This is a genomic window from Methylorubrum sp. Q1, assembly GCF_004683995.1.
Lineage (GTDB): Bacteria > Pseudomonadota > Alphaproteobacteria > Rhizobiales > Beijerinckiaceae > Methylobacterium.
In genome coordinates this window covers 44089-63103 of the sequence record NZ_SRHQ01000007.1, presented here as the reverse complement: position 1 = coordinate 63103, position 19015 = coordinate 44089, and the positions used below count along the sequence as shown (strand labels likewise).

Annotated in this window: 18 protein-coding genes; 16 read left to right on the top strand and 2 right to left on the bottom strand. The window is 70.4% G+C overall.

The features are described from left to right. The first annotated feature begins 488 nt into the window (after positions 1 to 488). Together E4V01_RS08750 and E4V01_RS08745 are read left to right on the top strand one after the other, a co-directional pair. Entirely contained in the window at positions 489 to 2429 is a 1941-nt protein-coding gene (locus E4V01_RS08750; RefSeq protein ID WP_193763173.1) for a glycosyltransferase, read from the top strand. 150 nt (positions 2430 to 2579) lie between these two features. Then, a complete protein-coding gene (locus E4V01_RS08745; RefSeq protein ID WP_193763172.1) occupies positions 2580 to 3299 on the top strand; it encodes a FecR domain-containing protein in 720 nt (239 codons plus the stop codon). Positions 3300 to 4491: 1192 nt separating this feature from the next. Here E4V01_RS08745 and uraH read toward each other — a convergent pair. After that, positions 4492 to 4887: a hydroxyisourate hydrolase gene (uraH, locus tag E4V01_RS08740; protein ID WP_135298095.1), complete on the bottom strand. Its 396-nt coding sequence runs from the start codon at positions 4885 to 4887 to the stop codon at positions 4492 to 4494. 236 nt (positions 4888 to 5123) lie between these two features. Between uraH and puuE the strand changes: the two genes are divergently transcribed. Next, positions 5124 to 6536, top strand: coding sequence for an allantoinase PuuE (gene puuE / locus E4V01_RS08735; RefSeq protein ID WP_135298094.1), 1413 nt, complete (start codon positions 5124 to 5126; stop codon positions 6534 to 6536). 32 nt (positions 6537 to 6568) lie between these two features. On the opposite strand, the gene E4V01_RS08730 is transcribed toward puuE, so the two are convergent. Then, positions 6569 to 7501 (bottom strand): LysR family transcriptional regulator, encoded by a 933-nt coding sequence (locus E4V01_RS08730; RefSeq protein ID WP_135298093.1) that lies wholly within the window; start codon positions 7499 to 7501, stop codon positions 6569 to 6571. A gap of 134 nt (positions 7502 to 7635) precedes the next feature. Between E4V01_RS08730 and E4V01_RS08725 the strand changes: the two genes are divergently transcribed. From E4V01_RS08725 to E4V01_RS08665, 13 genes are all read left to right on the top strand, one after another. Next, on the top strand, positions 7636 to 8886 hold the full coding sequence (locus E4V01_RS08725; protein WP_135298092.1) for a urate hydroxylase PuuD: 1251 nt from the start codon (positions 7636 to 7638) through the stop codon (positions 8884 to 8886). Positions 8887 to 8932: 46 nt separating this feature from the next. Continuing rightward, positions 8933 to 9772, top strand: coding sequence for a bifunctional allantoicase/(S)-ureidoglycine aminohydrolase (locus tag E4V01_RS08720; protein ID WP_060769374.1), 840 nt, complete (start codon positions 8933 to 8935; stop codon positions 9770 to 9772). Continuing rightward, the gene (locus E4V01_RS08715; RefSeq protein WP_135298091.1) at positions 9769 to 10266 is read left to right on the top strand and encodes an ureidoglycolate lyase; all 498 of its coding nucleotides are present in this window, start codon (positions 9769 to 9771) and stop codon (positions 10264 to 10266) included. The genes E4V01_RS08720 and E4V01_RS08715 overlap by 4 nt, the downstream gene beginning before the upstream one ends. 125 nt (positions 10267 to 10391) lie before the next feature. Continuing rightward, a complete protein-coding gene (gene rutR / locus E4V01_RS08710) occupies positions 10392 to 11033 on the top strand; it encodes an HTH-type transcriptional regulator RutR (protein WP_135298090.1) in 642 nt (213 codons plus the stop codon). 262 nt (positions 11034 to 11295) lie between these two features. Further along, positions 11296 to 12390 (top strand): pyrimidine utilization protein A, encoded by a 1095-nt coding sequence (gene rutA, locus E4V01_RS08705; RefSeq protein WP_135298173.1) that lies wholly within the window; start codon positions 11296 to 11298, stop codon positions 12388 to 12390. Continuing rightward, a complete protein-coding gene (rutB, locus tag E4V01_RS08700) occupies positions 12390 to 13136 on the top strand; it encodes a pyrimidine utilization protein B (RefSeq protein ID WP_135298089.1) in 747 nt (248 codons plus the stop codon). Before rutA ends, rutB begins: the two co-directional genes overlap by 1 nt. 15 nt (positions 13137 to 13151) lie before the next feature. After that, on the top strand, positions 13152 to 13544 hold the full coding sequence (gene rutC / locus E4V01_RS08695; protein WP_135298088.1) for a pyrimidine utilization protein C: 393 nt from the start codon (positions 13152 to 13154) through the stop codon (positions 13542 to 13544). A gap of 4 nt (positions 13545 to 13548) precedes the next feature. After that, entirely contained in the window at positions 13549 to 14331 is a 783-nt protein-coding gene (gene rutD, locus E4V01_RS08690) for a pyrimidine utilization protein D (protein ID WP_135298087.1), read from the top strand. Between the two features lie 30 nt (positions 14332 to 14361). Beyond that, complete coding sequence (gene rutF / locus E4V01_RS08685; RefSeq protein ID WP_135298086.1) at positions 14362 to 14982, top strand: NADH-dependent FMN reductase RutF; 621 nt, start codon at positions 14362 to 14364, stop codon at positions 14980 to 14982. A gap of 195 nt (positions 14983 to 15177) precedes the next feature. Continuing rightward, positions 15178 to 16032, top strand: coding sequence for an ABC transporter ATP-binding protein (locus tag E4V01_RS08680; protein ID WP_135298085.1), 855 nt, complete (start codon positions 15178 to 15180; stop codon positions 16030 to 16032). After that, complete coding sequence (locus E4V01_RS08675; protein WP_135298084.1) at positions 16022 to 16930, top strand: ABC transporter permease; 909 nt, start codon at positions 16022 to 16024, stop codon at positions 16928 to 16930. Before E4V01_RS08680 ends, E4V01_RS08675 begins: the two co-directional genes overlap by 11 nt. Then, positions 16927 to 17892 (top strand): ABC transporter permease, encoded by a 966-nt coding sequence (locus tag E4V01_RS08670; RefSeq protein WP_135298083.1) that lies wholly within the window; start codon positions 16927 to 16929, stop codon positions 17890 to 17892. Before E4V01_RS08675 ends, E4V01_RS08670 begins: the two co-directional genes overlap by 4 nt. 103 nt (positions 17893 to 17995) lie before the next feature. Continuing rightward, positions 17996 to 18985, top strand: coding sequence for an ABC transporter substrate-binding protein (locus tag E4V01_RS08665; protein WP_210234745.1), 990 nt, complete (start codon positions 17996 to 17998; stop codon positions 18983 to 18985). Positions 18986 to 19015 lie beyond the last annotated feature (30 nt).

Sequence of the window (19015 nt, the reverse complement as noted above, 5' to 3'; positions counted from 1 at the left end):
GACCGCCAAGTCTCGGAACATGCAGAACCGCGCGCTTTTTTCCGTGATATTCAGTCACGAGCCCGAAGCCGAGCCCTATTTATCAAATCGTCTCACGCATAGCCGGCGCTTCCAGCGGCGTTGCGGCTCCATCGATTGTGCATCTCCGAGTCAGAATCTGCACGCATCGGCGGAAAAATCTCTCCGACCGGAACAGTCCCTACCCGGAGGCGGGTTTGCCGGCGGAATGATTGCGCCTCTGCTGTCATGCCCGGTCGATGGCCGCGGGACGATACCGTCTTGCTCCCTCGCCATGAAGCCGGACACTGTCGGCCTTGCCCGTCTTCTAGTTACGGAGGATACGAAAACCTCACGATGCGTGGCAAATGGGCAACAGGACTGCGGGTCTCTTGCCGACGTCATCCGGTCGTGTTTCCCAGGATCGAGACGGAGACCGGTGATGCGGACAGGCGTCGGACCCGTTCGGACATCGGGGCATGAGGGGGCGGATGCCGACGATCGGCCTGTGCATGATTGTCAGGGACGAGGCGCATGTCGTGGAGCGCTGCCTCGACAGCGTCCGCCCGCTCATCGACGCCGCTCTCATCGTCGATACCGGCTCCGGGGACGGCACACCGGAGATCGTGCGCACCTATCTCGCCCGCCACGGGATTCCCGGCTCGGTGATCGCAGAGCCGTGGCAGGACTTCGCCCACAACCGCAGTGCGGCGCTCGCGGCCCTGCGCCGGAACCCCGCGATCGACTACGCGCTGGTGATCGATGCGGATGACCGGCTCGTCTTCGCGCCCGGTTTCGACCCGGTGGCCTTCAAGGCCGGCTTGGTGGCCGACGTCTACGACCTCGCCATCCATCACGGGCCGGCCGTGTACCGCCGCCCACAGCTCTTCTCGAACCGTCTGGCCTTCCGCTACCGCTCGGTGCTGCACGAGTTTCTCGACATCCCGGCCACCGCGCGGTCGCACGACGTCGCGGCCGGGCTGCACGTCGTCTATGGCGGCGACGGGGCGCGCTCGCGCGATCCCGAAACATTCGCCCGCGACGCCGCCCTGCTCAAGGCGGCTTTGGCCGGCGAGGACGATCCGTTCCTGCGCGCCCGCTACACCTTCTACCTCGCCCAGAGCCTGCGCGACGCCGGCCGGTTCGATCAGGCGATCGAGGCCTATCGCGCGCGGGCCGAACTCGGTTTCTGGGAACAGGAGGTGTTCGAGAGCGGGCTCAACGCCGGCAAGCTGATGGCACACCAAGGCGCGCCGACGCAGGCGGTCCTGTCGGTGCTCGACCGCGCGATCGCGGCCGTGCCGGAACGCGCCGAGGCGCATCATGCCGCCGCCCTGATCTGCCGCCAGCGCGGCGCGTGGGACCGCGGGCTCGCGGCCGCGCAAGGCGGGCTCGGCCGTCCGCAGCCGGAGGCCGGCCTGTTCCTTCAGCCCTGGATCTACGAGATCGGATTGCTCGACGAGTTCGCGGTCAATGCCTACTGGGCAGGCCGCGACATGGACTGCCTCGTCGCCTGCGCGATCATCCTGTCGCGCGAACACCTCGATCCGCCGACCCGCGAGCGGGTGCGGGCCAACCGCGACTACGCCTATGACCGCCTGCAGGCGCGCGGCTCGCTCTGGACCGGGACGCTGAAGGACCGCACCCCGCGGATCGCTGTGGTGACGGCCTACCGCGCGGACGATTCCAAGGCGCTCCGGCGCTGCATCGCCTCGGTGGCCGGCCAGACCGTGGCGGCGGACCATCTCCTGATCGCGGAGGGCCCGCCGCAGGAGGGGCTGGATGCTCGGGTCGCCGGTCACATCCGCCTCGGCGGGAGCCATGAAACGGGCACCCGCGCGGCCTGGGCGGCCGGCGGGCTGCTCGCGGCCGCGAAGGGCTATACGGCAATCTGCTTCCTCGATGCCGGGTGCTGGTACGATCCGGACCATATCGAACGCTGCCTCACGGCGGCGCTCCGCGTCGGGTTCGAGCGGTGCGGGATCGTCACGGCCTCCCGCCGGCTCCGGCGCCCCGACCTGACCGCTCTGCCGCTTCCCGAGGAAGCCGCGGACCGCTTCGTCGATGCCAGCGGCTACCTGTTCCTTCCGGTGGGTTTTCGCCTGTTCGGCCATTGGGCGCTGACGCCCCGGCCGCTGGCCGAGATCGAAGACCGCGTGTTCCTGCTCGGCGCAAGGGCGAGCGGCCTTGCCATGGGCCGAACCCAGTCGGCGACGGTCAACCGCATCGCCACCTACGCGGCCGCCTATCGGGCGCTCGGCGAGACGCCGCCCGCCGGCGCCCGGAACCAACCCGACCACGCCGGCTTCCGGGCCTGGATCGAGGCCCTGCCGCCGGAGGCGATCGCGACCATCCGGCAGCAGACCGGCGCCGATCTGCGCGACCTCTACCGGCCCGATCCGTCGGCCTCGGATGCCGGGGGTGCCCCGTAGGCTCCCTGTCTTGGCCCGACGCGGACACTTCGAAACCGGGTCGTGCGCGCGCCGTCGATTTGCAACACCGCCGGGAAAAGCTTGTGGCAGCGTTGCTGCGGCCGGTTTCGCGTCTACGATAGTGTGACGTCACCAATGGACCGCGCCGCGATGAGCCTTGCCAGACGGATCTGTGTCGCCGGCTTGGGCAATGGCGTCGCGCTCGGCCTCGCGATCGGCCTGGCCGGACCGGTATCGGCCCAGCAGATCGGCGCGACGACGGTCGTGAAGAACGACGTGTCCCGCCTGAAGGGGGCGCAGAAGAACAGCCTCGCCGAGGGCGACACGGTGTTCCGCGACGAGGCGGTGCAGACCGGGGCGGACAGCCTCGCCAAGCTCGTCTTCCTCGATCAGACCAATCTCTCGATCGGGCCGAACGCACGCATCGCCCTCAGCCAGTACGTCTATTCGGACGAGCGGCCGGCCGGGAAGGTGGCGCTCAACCTGTTGAAGGGCACCTACCGCTTCGTCACCGGCGACCTCGACAAGAAGGCCTACGAGGTCAAGACGCCCGTAGCGACGATCGGCGTCCGGGGAACCGTGTTCGATGTCTGGACGACGGGCGCGCGCTCGGTGATCACCCTCGTCGACGGCGAGGTCCGGGTCTGCACGCGCCAAGCCAGCCCGCAGGCCTGCCTCACCCTGGACCAGCCCGGCGCCGTCGCCATCGTGACCGCCGGCGGCGTGAGCCCGGCCCGGCCCGGCTCCGCGACGCGTTTCAGCTTCGGGGGCTATTGCGGAGCCAATCCCGGCCTGTGCACGCCGACCCGCTTCTCGGAGAAGGGCAGCGGACCGCAGCCCGCCGCCTTCGCGGCGCTGTGCGGCCGCTGAGGCCATCTCCGAACGCAAGCCTGCGCGGGGTCGCCTCCTTCCCAATTCCGGCCGGTCGTCTCCGGCAAAAGCCTCGTGACAGAGCCCACCTTCACCACCCGCGGTGACTCTTCCGGACACCTCGAACGCACTGCGCGGGGAGGTTCTGTTCTTCCTGTCGAACGTTCGGGCCGCCGCCTGACGACCGGAGCCCTATCCGACCTGATGGCATCGGGCGGACATCTCCGGTCCACTGCTTTGGCGCACATTCCAAAGAACCGGCGATCACTTCGCCGGAATGCGCGCTCAAGGCGACGCGGGTTCCACCGTCATGGCGTCGGGCGCGGGTATGCTGCCATCGGACCGGCCGGAAACCCGCCGGGCGGGGCCCGTGCGGGACACGCGCATCACGGCCCGCCCCCCGGAAAAGAGTCGCCAGCGCGCAACACTTCGTCTTTTCTTGTGAAACAGGGCGCCGACCTCTCCAAATCCGTCAAGGTTTGGCTATCAGCCTGATCCGGTCACCTCGTGATTGATCGCCGCCATGCTGTCCGTCTCCCGCGCCGTCGTGTCGAAGCACCGTGAAATTTCCGCGCTGCTCGCGACCTATGCCATGTTCCTCAGCGGCGTCTTGATTCTGGCCTGGGCAGCATAAGAGTGCCGCCCGAAACGCCCGGTCTCCGACCGTTCTCGCTCTGGCGATGACGGCGCGGCGAGAGTTTTGGGAGAGACCGAGAGCATCGTCCCGAAAGGTGGTCGCCGGCTTTCGGAAAAAAGATGATGCGAAAACAAGAGCCTCAAGCATCGTCGTGGATCAGGTATCCAGGACGATGCTCTAAGTCCTCCGATCAGAACGCGACCTGCCGCGGCGGCGCAGGCACCGCGACGTCCCCTCGATCGGATCCTGCCGTTCTCGGTCGCGATCCGCTCGGGCGGTGCCCGGAGCCCGTGCGAGGGCTGCTGTGAGCGGTGGCGTGTCTTCGTTCCATCGGAAGGTGTCGGGCGGCTTGTTCCGCCCTGCCTATGCCTGATCGAGGATCGCGGAGGCGTCGAGCCCGTTGGCCGTGACGAGGCTGCCGCCCTTCGATGCTCTCACCCTGCGGGCTGCCTCGGCATCGGCCTGCCGCACGACACCTGTCCCTGACCCTGCACGCACTTTGAACTCGGCGCCCGCGTGGAGCCGAGCGGCGTCAGCGGCGGAGCCGTGCGGGGCTCAGCTTCCGCGATAGGTGCTGTAACCGTAGGGGGAAATCAGGAGCGGCACGTGGAGATGAGCGGGAGCGTCCGGACCCTGCGGCGCGATCCGGAAGCGCACGGGCACGATGTCGAGGAAGGACGGCGGCTCGCCGCCGGCGGCGCGGGCGAAATAGGCGCCGACCTCGAAGGCGATCTCGTAGATGCCGGGCGCCATCGCCTCGCCCGAGAGGAGGGGCGCGTCGCAGCGGCCGTCGGCATTGGTGGCGGCCGTCTTGAGGAGCGTGCGGGATTCGCCCTCGATGCGCAGGAGATGAAGGGTCAGTCCCGCCGCCGGGCGTCCGGCGGCCGTGTCGAGCACGTGGGTCGTGAGTCGCCGGGCATCCGTTGGTGCGGCGGGGTTTGCGACGGCCATGGGATGCGGCTCCTCCACCGGAATTGCCGGGCGACGAGCGGCTGCCCGAGGGCCGCGCTTTGCCGGCACCGCAACCCTTGCAGATCGTCTCCCCCGCACCAACCCGGATTTTCGGGAGCAGCTTTCGAAAAGTCCGACAGATCCGGAATCCGCGCGGCGCTATCGTTGCATCTTGGCAACCTTCCGAAGCGAGTCGGAACGATCCGCGCACCTGCGCGGCAGACCCGGGGTCATCGATGCACACCTCCCGCGACCTGATCGGATACGGCCGCAACGTGCCGCAGGCGGATTGGCCCGGCGGCGCCCGGATCGCCGTGCAGATCGTGCTCAACTACGAGGAGGGGGGCGAGAACTGCATCCTGCATGGGGATGCGGCCTCCGAGGCGTTCCTGTCCGAGATCGTCGGCGCCGCGCCCTGGCCGGGCATGCGCCACATGAACATGGAATCGCTCTACGAGTACGGCGCCCGCGCCGGCTTCTGGCGACTCTGGCGCCTGTTCACCGAGCGGGGCGTGCCGGTGACCGTGTTCGGCGTCGCCACCGCGCTCGCGCGCAACCCGGAGGTCGTGGCCGCGATGCGGGAGGCGGATTGGGAGATCGCCAGCCACGGCCTGAAATGGATCGATTACCGCGACATGAAGCGGGCGGAGGAGGCCGCGCAGATGGATGCGGCGATCCGCTTGCACGAGGAGGTGACGGGCGAGCGCCCCCTCGGCTGGTATACCGGCCGCTCTTCCGTCAACACGCTGGAGCTCGGCCTGGAACGGGGCTTTGCCTATCTCGCCGATTCCTACGCCGACGACCTGCCCTACTGGCTGTACGGGCGGGCCGGCACCGGCCTCGTGGTGCCCTACACCCTCGACGCGAACGACATGCGCTTCGCCACCGCGCAGGGCTTCAACACCGGCGAACACTTCTTCACCTATCTGCGCGACAGCTTCGACGCGCTCTACGCGGAGGGCGCCGCCGCGCCGAAGATGATGTCGGTGGGGCTGCACTGCCGCCTGGTCGGCCGGCCCGGCCGCATCGCCGCGCTCGCGCGCTTCCTCGACCACGTCGCCGCCCATGACGGCGTCTGGCTGGCGCGCCGCATCGATATCGCCCGGCACTGGACGGCGCGGCACCCGGCCGAAGCCCTACGCCCGAGCACCATGAGCGCGGCTCAGTTCCTCACCCGGTTCGGCGACATCTTCGAGGACACGCCGGAGATCGCGCTCCGGGCGTGGCAGGCGGGCCTCACCGCCCGCGAGGACAGCGCGGAAGGGCTCCATGCCGCCCTCGTCGGCGCCCTGCGCAGCCGGCCCGCCGAGCAGCAGCGCGCCCTCATCCGCGCCCATCCCGAACTCGCGGGGCGGCTCGCCCAGGCGGGGCAGTTGACGCAAGACTCCACCGCCGAGCAGGGCAGCGCCGGCCTCGGCGCGCTCTCGGCCGAGGAGCTGGCGCGGTTCGAGCGGCTGAATGCGGCCTACCACGCGCGCTTCGACCTGCCCTTCGTCATGGCCATCAAGGGCAGCGGCCGCGAGGCGATCCTGACGGCGTTCGAGCAGCGGCTGCGCAACGATCCCGAGCAGGAATTCCAGGAGGCTTTGCGCCAGATCGAGCGGATCGCGTGGCTGCGCCTGAAGGACCGGCTGCCCTCGGAGAGCTGATCCGCGCGCGAGCGGCCTCCCGGCGCCCAACCCTACCGCGCTAAGCGCCGGCCGATCAGGTCGAGCCCGGCGCCGACATGGGCGCGCAGGGCCTCGGTCGTCATCTCGATGAAGGTCTTGGCGCGGGCCGGCAGCATCTTTCGCGAGGGATAAACCACGCCGAGGGTCACCGGCATGGGCGGCGTGCCCGGCAGGACCGGCACGAGGCGGCCGTCGGCGAGGTAGGGCGCCACCTCGAAGACGGGCTTGAGGGCGATGCCCTGCCCCTGGAGCGCCCATTCCGTCAGCACGTCGCCGTCATCCGCGTCGATGCGCCCGGAGACCGGCAGCGTCACGATCTCGTCGCCGTCGCGCAGGCTCCAGCGGAACTGCTCGGATCCGGGAAAGCGCAGCAGCAGGCAGGCATGATCGATGAGGTCCGCCGGGCTCTCGGGGGCGGGATGCGCGGCGAGATAGCCCGGGGACGCGCACAGGATCCGTTCGACATCGGCGACCTTGCGCAGGGTGAAGGTCGAGTCGCGCATCTGCGCGAGGCGGACCGCCACGTCGACCGCCTCCTGCACGAGGTCGAGCAGATGATCGGACAGCCGGAGGTGGACGTCGGCCTCCGGATGGCGCCCGCGGAAGGCGGGGATCAGCGGCGCCACGACGCGCCGGCCCAGGGTCAGCGGGGCGGTGACCTTCAGCGTCCCGCGCGGCGCGGCGCCCTGGGTCTCGACGCTCTTCTCCGCCCGCTCCACGGAGGCGGCGATGTCGAGGCAGCGGTCGTAGAAGACGCGGCCGGCTTCCGTCAGGTTCATCCGCCGCGTCGTGCGGGTGAGCAGCAGGCAGCCGAGATGCTCCTCCAGCGTCTGGACGCGGTAGCTGACCACCGAGGGCGACAGGCGCAGCGAGCGGCCGGCCGCCGAGAAGCTGCCGCTCTCCGCCGCGCGCATGAAGATGCGAACACTCTCCAGGGACAGCATCCGCCCTCCGAGTCCTGCGGCCTCCCGACACGGCCCCGATTTCGCGAAAATTTCGAAAACTGGCAAGGAATTTGATGGGCATACAGGCCCGCCGACAGCGGTAGAATTGCAGCCGGACACTGGAGGGAGAGGCCGTGGAGAGCTTCGTCTGGGAATGGGGGAGCCTGCTGCTGCGCTGGCTCCACATCGTCGCGGCGATGGCCTGGATCGGCTCGTCGTTCTTCTTCATGCATCTCGACGCGTCGCTGAAGCGGACGCCGGACATCCCGGCCGGGGAAGGCGCCGCGGCTTGGCAGGTGCATGGCGGCGGCTTCTACGAGATGCGCAAGTATTTCGTCGCGCCGGAGCATCTCTCCCCGGACCTCACCTGGCACAAGTGGCAGGCCTATACGACGTGGCTGTCGGGCTTCGTGCTGCTGGCCTGGATCTACTACGCGCAATCGCGGCTCTACCTCGTCGATCCGGCGGTGATGGACCTGTCGGCCCCGGTCGCGGCGGCGCTCGGCGTCGGGGCGCTGGCGCTCGGCTGGCTCGTCTATGACCGCATCTGCCACTCAAGGCTCGGCGAGAGCGAGGCCGGCCTCGCCACGGTCGGCCTGCTGGCCATCACGTTCGCCGCCTTCGGCTTCTCGCAGGTGTTCAGCGGCCGCGGCGCCCTGATCCATACCGGCGCCCTGATGGCGACCTGGATGGCCGGCAACGTCTTCTTCATCATCATCCCGAACCAGCGCAAGGTCGTCGCCGCGCTGCTGAAGGGCGAGCGGCCGGACCCGAAGCTGGGCAAGCAGGCCAAGCAACGCTCGGCGCAGAACAACTACCTGACCCTGCCGGTCGTCCTCCTGATGATCGCGAACCATTACCCGATGCTGTTCGAATCGAAGGCGACGATTCCGCTCATCGTCGCGCTGGTCACCGCCTCGGGCGCGGTGATCCGCTACTTCTACAACGTGCGCCATGGCGACCACGCCCGCTCGCCCTGGTGGGCCTGGGCCGCGGCCTCGGCGGGTCTGGCCGCCGCCTTCGTCCTCGCCGTCGCCGGAAGCGCCGGGGGGCGTGCGGTGCTGGGCCTGCCGCCGCAGGCCGAAGGCCCGCCGGCCACCGCCCTCGCCTCGGCCGGTCACGGGGGCGCTGCGCCGCCGGACCCCATCGTCGAACTCGTCGCGGGGCGCTGCGCCATGTGCCACGCAGCCGAGCCGATCTGGGACGGGATCGGCGTCGCGCCGAAGGGCGTTCGGCTCGATACCGCCGAGGCCATCGGCCGTCAGGCCGAAGCGATCCGGCGGCAGGTCGTGCTGACGCACAACATGCCGCCTAACAACGTGACCGAGATGACCGAGGCGGAGCGCGGCGTGATCGCAGCCTGGCTGGCGGACGCTGCGCACTGAGATCCCCGCCCCGACTTCGCCATTCACGACAACGGAATTCCTCCGAATGACCGCTTCCCCCTACAATCCGCCCTGCGGCGGCCTGCCTCCCCAGACGGCGCTGATGACGGGCCGGGCCGTATTCACCGAGGCCTACGCCGTCATCCCGAAGGGGGTGATGCGCGACATCGTCACGAGCGTACTGCCGTTCTGGGAGGGCACGCGGGCCTGGATGCTGTCGCGGCCCCTGTCGGGTTTCTCCGAAACCTTCGCGCAGTACCTGATGGAGGTGGCGCCCGGCGGCGGCAGCGAGCGGCCGGAGCCGGACCCACGCGCCGAGGGCGTGCTGTTCGTGGTCGGCGGTCGCCTCCGCCTCGTCCTCGAAGGACAGGCGCATGCCCTGCGCCCCGGTAGCTACGTCTACCTGCCCCCGGGGGCGGCCTGGAGCCTGCACGGCGAAGGGTCCGAGCCGGCGCGCTTCCACTGGATCCGCAAGGCATACGAGCGCGTCGAGGGCCTCGCCTGCCCGCCGGCCCTCGTCACCCACGAATCCGAGATCGCCCCGGTGGCGATGCCGGGCACCGACGGCGCCTGGGCCACCACCCGCTTCGTCTCGCCCGAGGACGTGCGCCACGACATGCACGTCAACATCGTCACCCTGCGGCCCGGCGCCTCGATCCCATTCGAGGAGACGCATGTGATGGAGCACGGCCTGTTCGTGCTGGAGGGCAAGGCGGTCTACCGGCTCAACCGCGACTGGGTCGAGGTGGAGGCCGGCGACTTCCTGTGGCTGCGCGCCTTCTGCCCGCAAGCCTGCTACGCGGGCGGCCCCGGCCCCTTCCGCTACCTGCTCTACAAGGACGTGAACCGGCACGCTTCGCTCGCGCCGTTCGGAGCCTTCCGATGAGCGAACGGCGGATCCCCGTCGAGCCGCTGACGCGGGAAGCCTTCGCGCCGTTCGGCACGGTGATCGACAGGGCGGCCGTCGCCCCGCAGCCGATGAACGGCGGCCGGGCCCGCCGCTTCCACGACCTCGCGCGGGTGGTCGTCGCGGGCGCGGAGGGGCAGGTGGTGATCGGCTTCGTCGAGGCCGATCCCTACGCGCTGCCGCTCCGCCTGAGCCTCGTCGAGCGACACCCGCTCGGAGCCCAGGCCTTCATCCCCCTGAATGCCGCGCCGTTCCTCGTCGTCGTCTGCCCGGACGAGGGCGGCAAGCCCGGTCGGCCGCGGGCCTTCCTCACCGCTCCCGGCCAGGGCGTCTGCTACGCGCTCGGCACATGGCACGGCGTTCTCACACCGCTCGACCGCCCCCAGGATTTCTGGGTGATCGACCGGGGCGGCCCAGGGGTGAACCTGGAGGAGCATCCCTTCGGCGAGCACTGGATCATCGCGCACGCGTGACGGTCTTCGACCGCGCGGGAGGAGCGGCCCGGTCGCTGCGCGGTGCCGGCGATTGGTCGCGCGCGCGGGATCGGATACGTGATCCGAGAGCCGCGCAGGGCGGTGACGGATCGGGAGGCTCGGGCGTGGTCGGAAGCGAGATCGGGGCCCCGGCACGCCGACAGCGCCGCGACGGTGCCCTGCGCCGGGAAGCCGTGCTCGATGCCGGACTGGAGGTCTTCTCGACCGTCGGCCTGCACGGCGCCAGCCTCGACCAGATCGCCCTGCGCGCCGGGCTCTCGAAGACGAACCTGCTCTACTACTTCCGCACCAAGGAAGACCTCTACGTCGCCGTGCTGCGGCGCGTGCTCGATGTCTGGCTCGACCCGCTTCATGCGCTCGACGCGGAATCCGAGCCGGCCGAGGCGCTCAAGCGTTACATCCGCTCGAAGATCACCCTGTCCCGGGACGCGCCGCGGGCCTCGCGGCTGTTCTGCCTGGAGATCGTGCAGGGCGCGCCGCTGCTCCGCGCCGAACTCGAAGGCCCCCTGCGGGACTTGGTCGAGGCCAAGGCCGCGGTGCTGCGCGGCTGGATCGCGGACGGGCGCATCGCCCCGCACGATCCCCGCCACCTCGTCTTCGCGATCTGGGCCGTCACCCAGCACTATGCCGACTTCGCGGCACAGGTGGAGGCCATCACCGGGCACGACCTCAGCGACGAGGCCTTCTTCGAGCAGACGGTGGAGAGCACCCAGAGACTGATCCTGGCGAACCTCGGACTGACCTGATTCGCCCTTTTCCCGTCTCGATATCGGAAGACGTCGGCGGGAACCGCACCAAGCGTAAGCAGAAGCGGCCCGCCGCGCGGGCATCGCGCGGAGAGTTTGTGCAAACGGTCAAATATCGGCTCTCAGAGTTTGACCAAATGGTCTGATTCGCTACCGTCCAGATCTGTCGCCGGCCCTTCAAAGCGCCGGCCGGACGAGCGAGCGAGGGTTTGTCATGACCCAGGCCACAGATCACGCCAAAGATCACGCCAAAGATCACGCCATGAATATCGGCGTCTTCATTCCGATCGGAAACAACGGCTGGCTCCTGTCGGAGAACGCCCCGCAATATCTTCCGAGCTTCGAGCTCAACAAACAGATCACGCTCAAGGCGGAACAGTACGGCCTCGACTTCGTGCTCTCGATGATCAAGCTGCGCGGTTTCGGCGGCAAGACAGAGTTCTGGGACCATAATCTCGAATCCTTCACGCTGATGGCCGGGCTCGCCGCGGTTACGAGCCGGATCAAGCTCTACGCCACGGCCCCGACCCTGTGCCTGCCGCCGGCGATCGTCGCGCGCATGGCCTCCACCATCGACTCGATCTCGAACGGCCGCTTCGGCATCAACCTCGTCACCGGCTGGCAGCGGCCGGAATACGCGCAGATGGGCCTATGGCCCGGCGACGAGTATTTCGGCCGCCGCTACGAGTATCTCTCGGAATACGCGCAGGTCCTGCGCGAGCTGTGGGGGACCGGCCACAGCGATCTCAAGGGCGAATTCTTCCAGATGGAGGATTGCCGCCTGAGTCCGCGCCCGCAGGCGGAGATGAAGATCATCTGCGCCGGGCAGAGCGCCGCCGGCATGGCCTTCACCGCCACCTATGCCGACTACAATTTCTGCTTCGGCAAGGGGGTCAACACGCCGACCGCCTTCGCCCCGACCGTGGAGCGGCTGGAGGAGGCCAAGGCGAAGACCGGCCGCGAGGTGTCCTCCTACGTCCTGTTCATGGTCATCAGCGACGAGACCGACGAGGCGGCCCGCGCCAAGTGGGAGCACTACAAGGCCGGCGCCGACGCCGAGGCGATCGCGTGGCTCGGCCTCCAGGGCGCGGCCGACACCAAGTCCGGCGCCGACACCAACATCCGCCAGATGGCCGACCCGACCTCGGCGGTGAACATCAACATGGGCACCCTGGTCGGTTCCCACGCCACCGTCGCCGCCCTGCTCGACGAGGTGGTGACGGTGCCGGGCACCGGCGGCGTGCTGCTGGTCTTCGACGACTTCCTGAAGGGCCTCGACGATTTTGGCACGAAGATCCAGCCGCTGATGCGCTCGCGCCGGCACGTCACGGGCGAAGCACTGGCGGCGGTGGCGTGATGGCGGCCGATGCCCCCGCGGGCTACCGCGATCCGTCCGGCCGCCACGGCGCGGTCGCGCTGCCGGCGCGGCCCGAGCCGATCGCCTTCGACGCGGACACGACCGTGCTCATCGTCGTCGACATGCAGAACGCCTACGCGACGAAGGGCGGCTATCTCGATCTCGCCGGCTTCGACGTGTCGGCGACCGGCCCTGTGATCGAGCGGATCGCCCGGGCCGTGGCGGCGGCCCGCGCGGCCGGTATCCGCGTGGTCTGGTTCCAGAACGGCTGGGACCCGGACTACGTCGAGGCCGGGGGGCCGGGCTCGCCGAACTGGCACAAGTCGAACGCGCTCAAGACCATGCGCCGCCGGCCGGAGATGAACCAGAGGCTCCTGGCCAAGGGCACGTGGGATTACGCCCTCGTCGATGCGCTGACGCCGGAGCCCGACGACATCGTCCTGCCCAAGCCCCGCTACAGCGGCTTCTACAACACGCCGCTGGACAGCATGCTGCGGGTGCGCGGCATCCGCACGCTGGTCTTCACCGGCATCGCCACGAATGTCTGCGTGGAATCGACCCTGCGCGACGGCTACCACCGCGAGTATTTCGGGATCGTGCTCGCCGACGCCACCCATCAGGCCGGCCCGCCCGCCCTGCAGGAGGGGGCGCTGCGCAACATCGAGACCTTCTTCGGCTGGGTGTCGGACGTCGCCGCCTTCGAGGCTGCGCTCGCTCCGAACGAGACCCGCCGCATCCCCGCCTGACCGGAGACTGCCCCCATGCCCAAGACCGTCGTGATCCCGCCCGGCACCGGCAAGCCGCTCGCGCCCTACGTGCCCGGCACCCTCGCCGACGGCGTGCTCTATGTCTCCGGCACCCTGCCGCTCGATGCGGAGGCGAACGTCGTCCACGAGGGTGATGCCGGCGCGCAGACCCGGCACGTGCTGGAAACGATCAAGGGCGTCGTCGAGGCCGCGGGCGGCTCGATGGACGACGTCACCTTCAACCACATCTTCCTCAAGGACTGGGCCGATTACGGCGCGATCAACGCCGTCTATGCGGCGTATTTCCCCGGCGAGAAGCCGGCGCGCTACTGCATCCAGTGCGGGCTGGTGAAGCCGGACGCACTCGTCGAGATCGCCTCGGTGGCCCATATCGGCAAGCCGGCCTGAGCCGATGGCCGCGCTCATCCACCACGCGGTGCACGGGCCGGAGGGCGGGCGCGCCGTGCTGCTCTCGCCCGGGCTCGGCGGCTCGGCCCATTACTTCGCGCCGCAAGTGCCGGTGCTGGCCGAGCGCTTCCGGGTCGTCACCTACGATCACCGCGGCACCGGGCGCTCGCCGGGTCCGCTCGAACCGGGCCACGACATCGCGGCCATGGCCCGCGACGTCCTCGACCTGCTCGACCATCTCGGCATCGGCACGGCCGATATCGTCGGCCACGCGCTGGGCGGCCTCATCGCCCTGCAACTCGCCCTCACCCATCCCGAGCGGGTGGGACGGATCGTGGTGATCAACGGCTGGGCGGCGATGGACCCGGCGACCCGCCGCTGCTTTTCCGCCCGCAAGGCGCTGCTGACGCAATCCGGCCCCGAGGCGTTCGTGCGCGCCCAGGCGATCTTCCTCTACCCGGCGCCCTGGCTCTCCGAGAACGCCGCGCGGGTCGCGGACGACGAGGCGCAGGCGCTGGCGCATTTCCCCGGCGAGCAGACGGTGCTGGCGCGCATCGCCGCGCTGGAGGCCTTCGACGCGACCGGCGCACTCGGGCGCCTCCCGCACGAGACCCTGCTGATGGCCGCGCGCGACGACGTCCTCGTGCCCTTCACCGCCTCGGAAATCCTCGCGGCCGGGCTCCCCAACGCCCGCCTCGACCTCGCGCCCGAGGGCGGCCACGCCCACAGCGTCACCCGCCCCGAAACCTTCAACCGCACGCTCCTCGACTTCCTCGCACGTCCCTGAAGCGACCCGACCTCACGAAAGGCCGCCGCCATGACCGAGTTCAAGACCGAGTCCGAGAGCGCCGCAGCCGTCCCCGTCGATGCGGCCGCCTACCGCGAAGCGATGTCCCGGCTCGCGAGCGCGGTGCATCTGATCACCACCGACGGGCCGGGCGGGCGGGCCGGCTTCACCGCCTCGGCCGTGTGCAGCGTCAGCGACGCGCCGCCGACGCTCCTCGTCTGCGTCAACCGCGCCTCCTCCGCCTACGCCGCCCTCACCCAGAACGGGACGCTGTGCGTGAACACCCTCGGCGAGGGCCACGAAACGGTGGCGGGCCTGTTCGGTGGCCGCACGCCCGTGGACGAGCGCTTCGCGGCCGGCACGTGGCGGCGGCTGCGCAGCGGGGCGCCCGCGCTCACCGACGCCCTCGTCAGCTTCGACTGCCGCATCGTCGGGCGCCACGGCGTCGGCAGCCACGACGTGCTCTACTGCGCGGTCGAGGCTGTCGCCGCGTCGGGGCAGGCCGACGCGCTGCTCTACAGCGAGCGCCGCTACCGCACGCTTCCCCGCGCGCCGCGGAGCGGATCCGCCCCGGCCGAGCCGGCGCGCGCCGCCCGCGCCGTCGGAGCCCGGCCCGCCGAAGGGCCGGCTTTGGCCCTCAGGAGCGCCTGAGCGGCGATCCGGCGCGGCCAATCTCGGCCGCCGGGCGCCTTCGCGCCGTTCGGCGCGGACGGCACGGAAAATGCTCGATCCGGTGCTGCGAAGATGTCCGGCGGCGGGCCTTCCTTCCCCTCCCCCTCGGCCTGCCCCCGGCTCCCGGACGCCCCATCGAGAGCCGACCTGAAACCCACGGAACGAAAGCCTGCCATGTCGCGTGCCGGCGCCCTCGCCCTCAAACAGCCGCCCGAGTTCGAGCAACCGGCGCCCTGCGCGGTGCCGGCCGCGCCCGTCATCGCCGCGCGCGGGCTGTCGCTGACCTACACCACCGCCGACGGGCCGGTTCACGCGCTTGCCGACGTCGATCTCGCGGTGGCGCCGGGCGAGTTCGTCTCCTTCATCGGCCCGTCCGGCTGCGGCAAGACCACGTTGCTGCGCTGCGTCGCCGACCTCGAACGGCCGACCGGCGGCGAACTGACCGTCAACGGCGTCGGCGCCGAGGCGGCGCGGCTGCGGCGCGACTACGGCTTCGTGTTCCAGGCGCCGGCGCTCTATCCCTGGCGGACGATCGCGCGCAACGTCGCCCTGCCGCTCGAGATCTTCGGCGTGCCGCGCGTCGAGCGGCGGGAACGCGTGGCGCACTACCTCGACCTTGTCCAGCTCACAGGCTTCGCCAACAAGTATCCCTGGCAGCTCTCCGGCGGCATGCAGCAGCGGGCCTCGATCGCCCGCGCCCTCTGCTTCGATCCGAAGTTGCTCTTGATGGACGAGCCCTTCGGGGCGCTGGACGAGATCGTGCGCGACCACCTCAACGCGCAGCTCCTCGCGCTGTGGCGCAAGACCGCCAAGACGGTCCTGTTCGTCACCCACTCGATCCCCGAGGCGGTCTACCTCTCGACCCGCGTCGTGGTGATGTCGCCGCGCCCCGGCCGGATCATCGACATCGTCGACTGCACCGCGCTCGGGCGGGAGCGTCCGCTGGAGATCCGCGAGACGCCCGAGTTCCTGCGCCTCGGCCAGCGGGTGCGCGAGGGCCTGCGCGCCGGTCATGCCTATGACGCGTAAGGCGGCGTCCTTTCCCCGCGGCCGGGCGCTGCCGGTGGCCGGCGTCGTGCTGGCACTTCTCGTTGGCTGGTATCTCGCTGCCCTGCTCGGCAACTGGAACGCCGCCGCGGACGCGCTGGCGAGGGCCGGCGCGGCGCCCGACGCCGCGGGCATCGCCGCGGCGACGATGGCGCAGGAGCGGCCTGTCGTGCCGGCACCGCATCAGGTGGTCTCGGAGCTGTCGCGCAGCGTCCTCGGCGTGCCGCTGAGCTCGAAGCGCAGTCTCGTCTATCACGCCTGGGTCACCCTCTCGGCGACGCTCACCGGCTTCGTCATCGGCGCGCTGTTCGGCATCGCCCTCGCGGTCGCGGTCGTGCACCTGCGCAGCGTCGAGGCGAGCCTGATGCCCTGGATCGTCGCCTCGCAGACCGTGCCGATCCTGGCCGTGGCACCGATCATCATCGTGGCGCTGGGCGCGGCCGGCCTGACCGGCCTGCTGCCGAAGGCGGTGATCGCGGCCTATCTCTGCTTCTTCCCCGTCACGGTCGGCATGGTGAAGGGGCTGAACGCCCCCGACCGGATCCAGCGCGACCTGATGCGGACCTATTCGGCCTCCCGCGGGCAGATCCTGGCGCGCCTGCGCTGGCCGGCCGCCCTGCCCTACCTGTTTGCGAGCCTGAAGATCGCCGTCGCGGCGAGCCTCGTCGGCACCATCGTCGCCGAACTGCCGACCGGGGCGCAGGCCGGGCTCGGGGCGCGGCTGCTCGCCGGCTCCTATTACGGCCAGACGATCCAGATCTGGGCGGCCCTGTTCGCGGCGGCGGCGCTCTCGGCGCTCCTCGTCCAGGGGATCGGCCTCGCGGAACGCGCGACCGCCCGCGCCCTCGGCGCCCGGCCCTCAGCAGGAAGTGCCCGATGACGCATCGCGCCGCACGGATCGGCCTGCTCACGCCCGCCGCGCTGATCGGCGGGGCGGCGCTCGCCATCGCCGCCCACCGGCCCGGCCTGGCCGGCGCGGCGGGGCCGGGCTTCTGGCTCGCCGCCTTCCTGGTCTGGCTCGCCGCCACGCTGGCCGCGCGCGACCTCGCCGCCCTGGAGCCGGGCCATGCTGCGGCCCGCCGCCTCGTGCGGCTCGCCGTGCCGGTGCTGTTCGGGATCCTCATGCTGGTGCTGTGGGAGGTCGTCGTCGTGGGCGCGGGCGTGCCCGCCGTGCTGATGCCGCCGCCCTCGGCGATCGCCGCGCGCTTCGCGACCGCCCTTCCCGTCCTCGGGGCGGATTTCGTCCAGACCTGCCTGAAGTCGGCCCTGCCGGGGTATGTCATCGGCAGCCTGTCGGGCCTCGGCGTGGCGATCCTGGCCGACCGGCTGCCCGTTCTCGGGCGCGGCCTCCTGCCGGTGGCGAACGTCGCCTCCGCGCTGCCGATCGTCGGCATCGCCCCGATCATGGTGATGTGGTTCGGCTTCGACTGGCCGTCGAAGGCCGCGGTGGTCGCGGTGATGACCTTCTTCCCGATGCTGGTCCAGGCCGGCGCCGGCCTCGCCGCCACGGGTTCGATCGAGCGCGACCTGATGCGCACCTACGCGGCGGGCTATTCGCGCACGCTCCTGAGCCTGCGCCTGCCCATGGCGCTGCCCTTTCTGTTCACCGCCCTGAAGGTCAACGCGACGCTGGCGCTGATCGGGGCGATCGTGGCCGAGTTCTTCGGCACGCCCATCGTCGGCATGGGCTTTCGCATCTCGATCGAGGCGGCGCGGCTCTCCCTCGACATGGTCTGGGCCGAGATCGCCTTGGCGGCCCTGGCGGGGTCGGCCTTCTACGGCCTCATCGCCCTGGCCGAGCGCGCCGCGACCGGCTGGCACCCGTCCGTGCGCGCCGGCTGACGGAGGAGGCCGCCCGCATTCGTTCGAAAAACCACGGCCGAAGGCCGCAGGGGTAAGTCCCGAAGGGGACAGGTTGAAGGAGTCTGAGATGGCGGGGAAAACGATGAGAGCGCTCCTCTGCGCCGGGGCGGCGCTGCTCGGGCTCGCGGCGGGCGGCGCGCGGGCGGCGGAGCGGGTGACGCTCCAGCTCAAATGGGTGCCCCAGGCGCAGTTTGCCGGCTACTACGTCGCCCAGGCCAAGGGCTACTACGCCCAAGCCGGGCTCGACGTGACGATCAAGCCGGGCGGGCCCGACGTGGCCCCGCCCCAGGTCATCGCGGGCGGCAGCGCCGACGTCGTCGTCGATTGGATGCCCTCGGCGCTGGCCTCGCGCGAGAAGGGCGTGCCGCTCGTCAACATCGCGCAGCCGTTCAAGAAGTCGGGCCTGATGCTGACCTGCCGGGCGGATACCGGCATCAAGTCGCCCGCCGACCTGAAAGGCCGGACGCTCGGGGTCTGGTACGCCGGCAACGAGTACCCGTTCCTGGCCTGGATGGCCAAGCTCGGCCTCAAGACCGACGGTTCGCCCGGTGGCGTGACGGTGCTGAAACAGGGCTTCAACGTCGATCCGCTGATCCAGAAGCAGACCGACTGCGTCTCGACCATGAGCTACAACGAGTACTGGCAGGTGATCGATGCCGGCTTCAAGCCGGAGCAGCTCGTCGTCTTCCGCTACGAGGACCAGGGCGTCGCCGCGCTCGAAGACGGGCTCTACGCCCTCGAACCGAAGCTGAAGGACAAGGCCTTCGTCGCCCGGCTGGCGAAGTTCGTGGCGGCCTCCGAGAAGGGCTGGGCCTATGCCGCCGCCCATCCCGACGAGGCGGCCGAGATCGTGCTGGAGAACGACGCCAGCGGCGCCCAGACCGAAACGCACCAGAAGCGGATGATGCGCGAGATCGCCAAGCTGCTCGACACGTCCGGCGGCCGGCTCGACCCCGCCGATTACGAGCGCACCGTCGCCATCCTGCTCGCCGGCGGCACCGACCAGCCCGTCATCACCCGCAAGCCCGAGGGGGCCTGGACGCATGCGGTGACGGCGGCCGAGGGTCAATAGCGCCGGAAGCGGCGGCGACGCCCGGCGCCG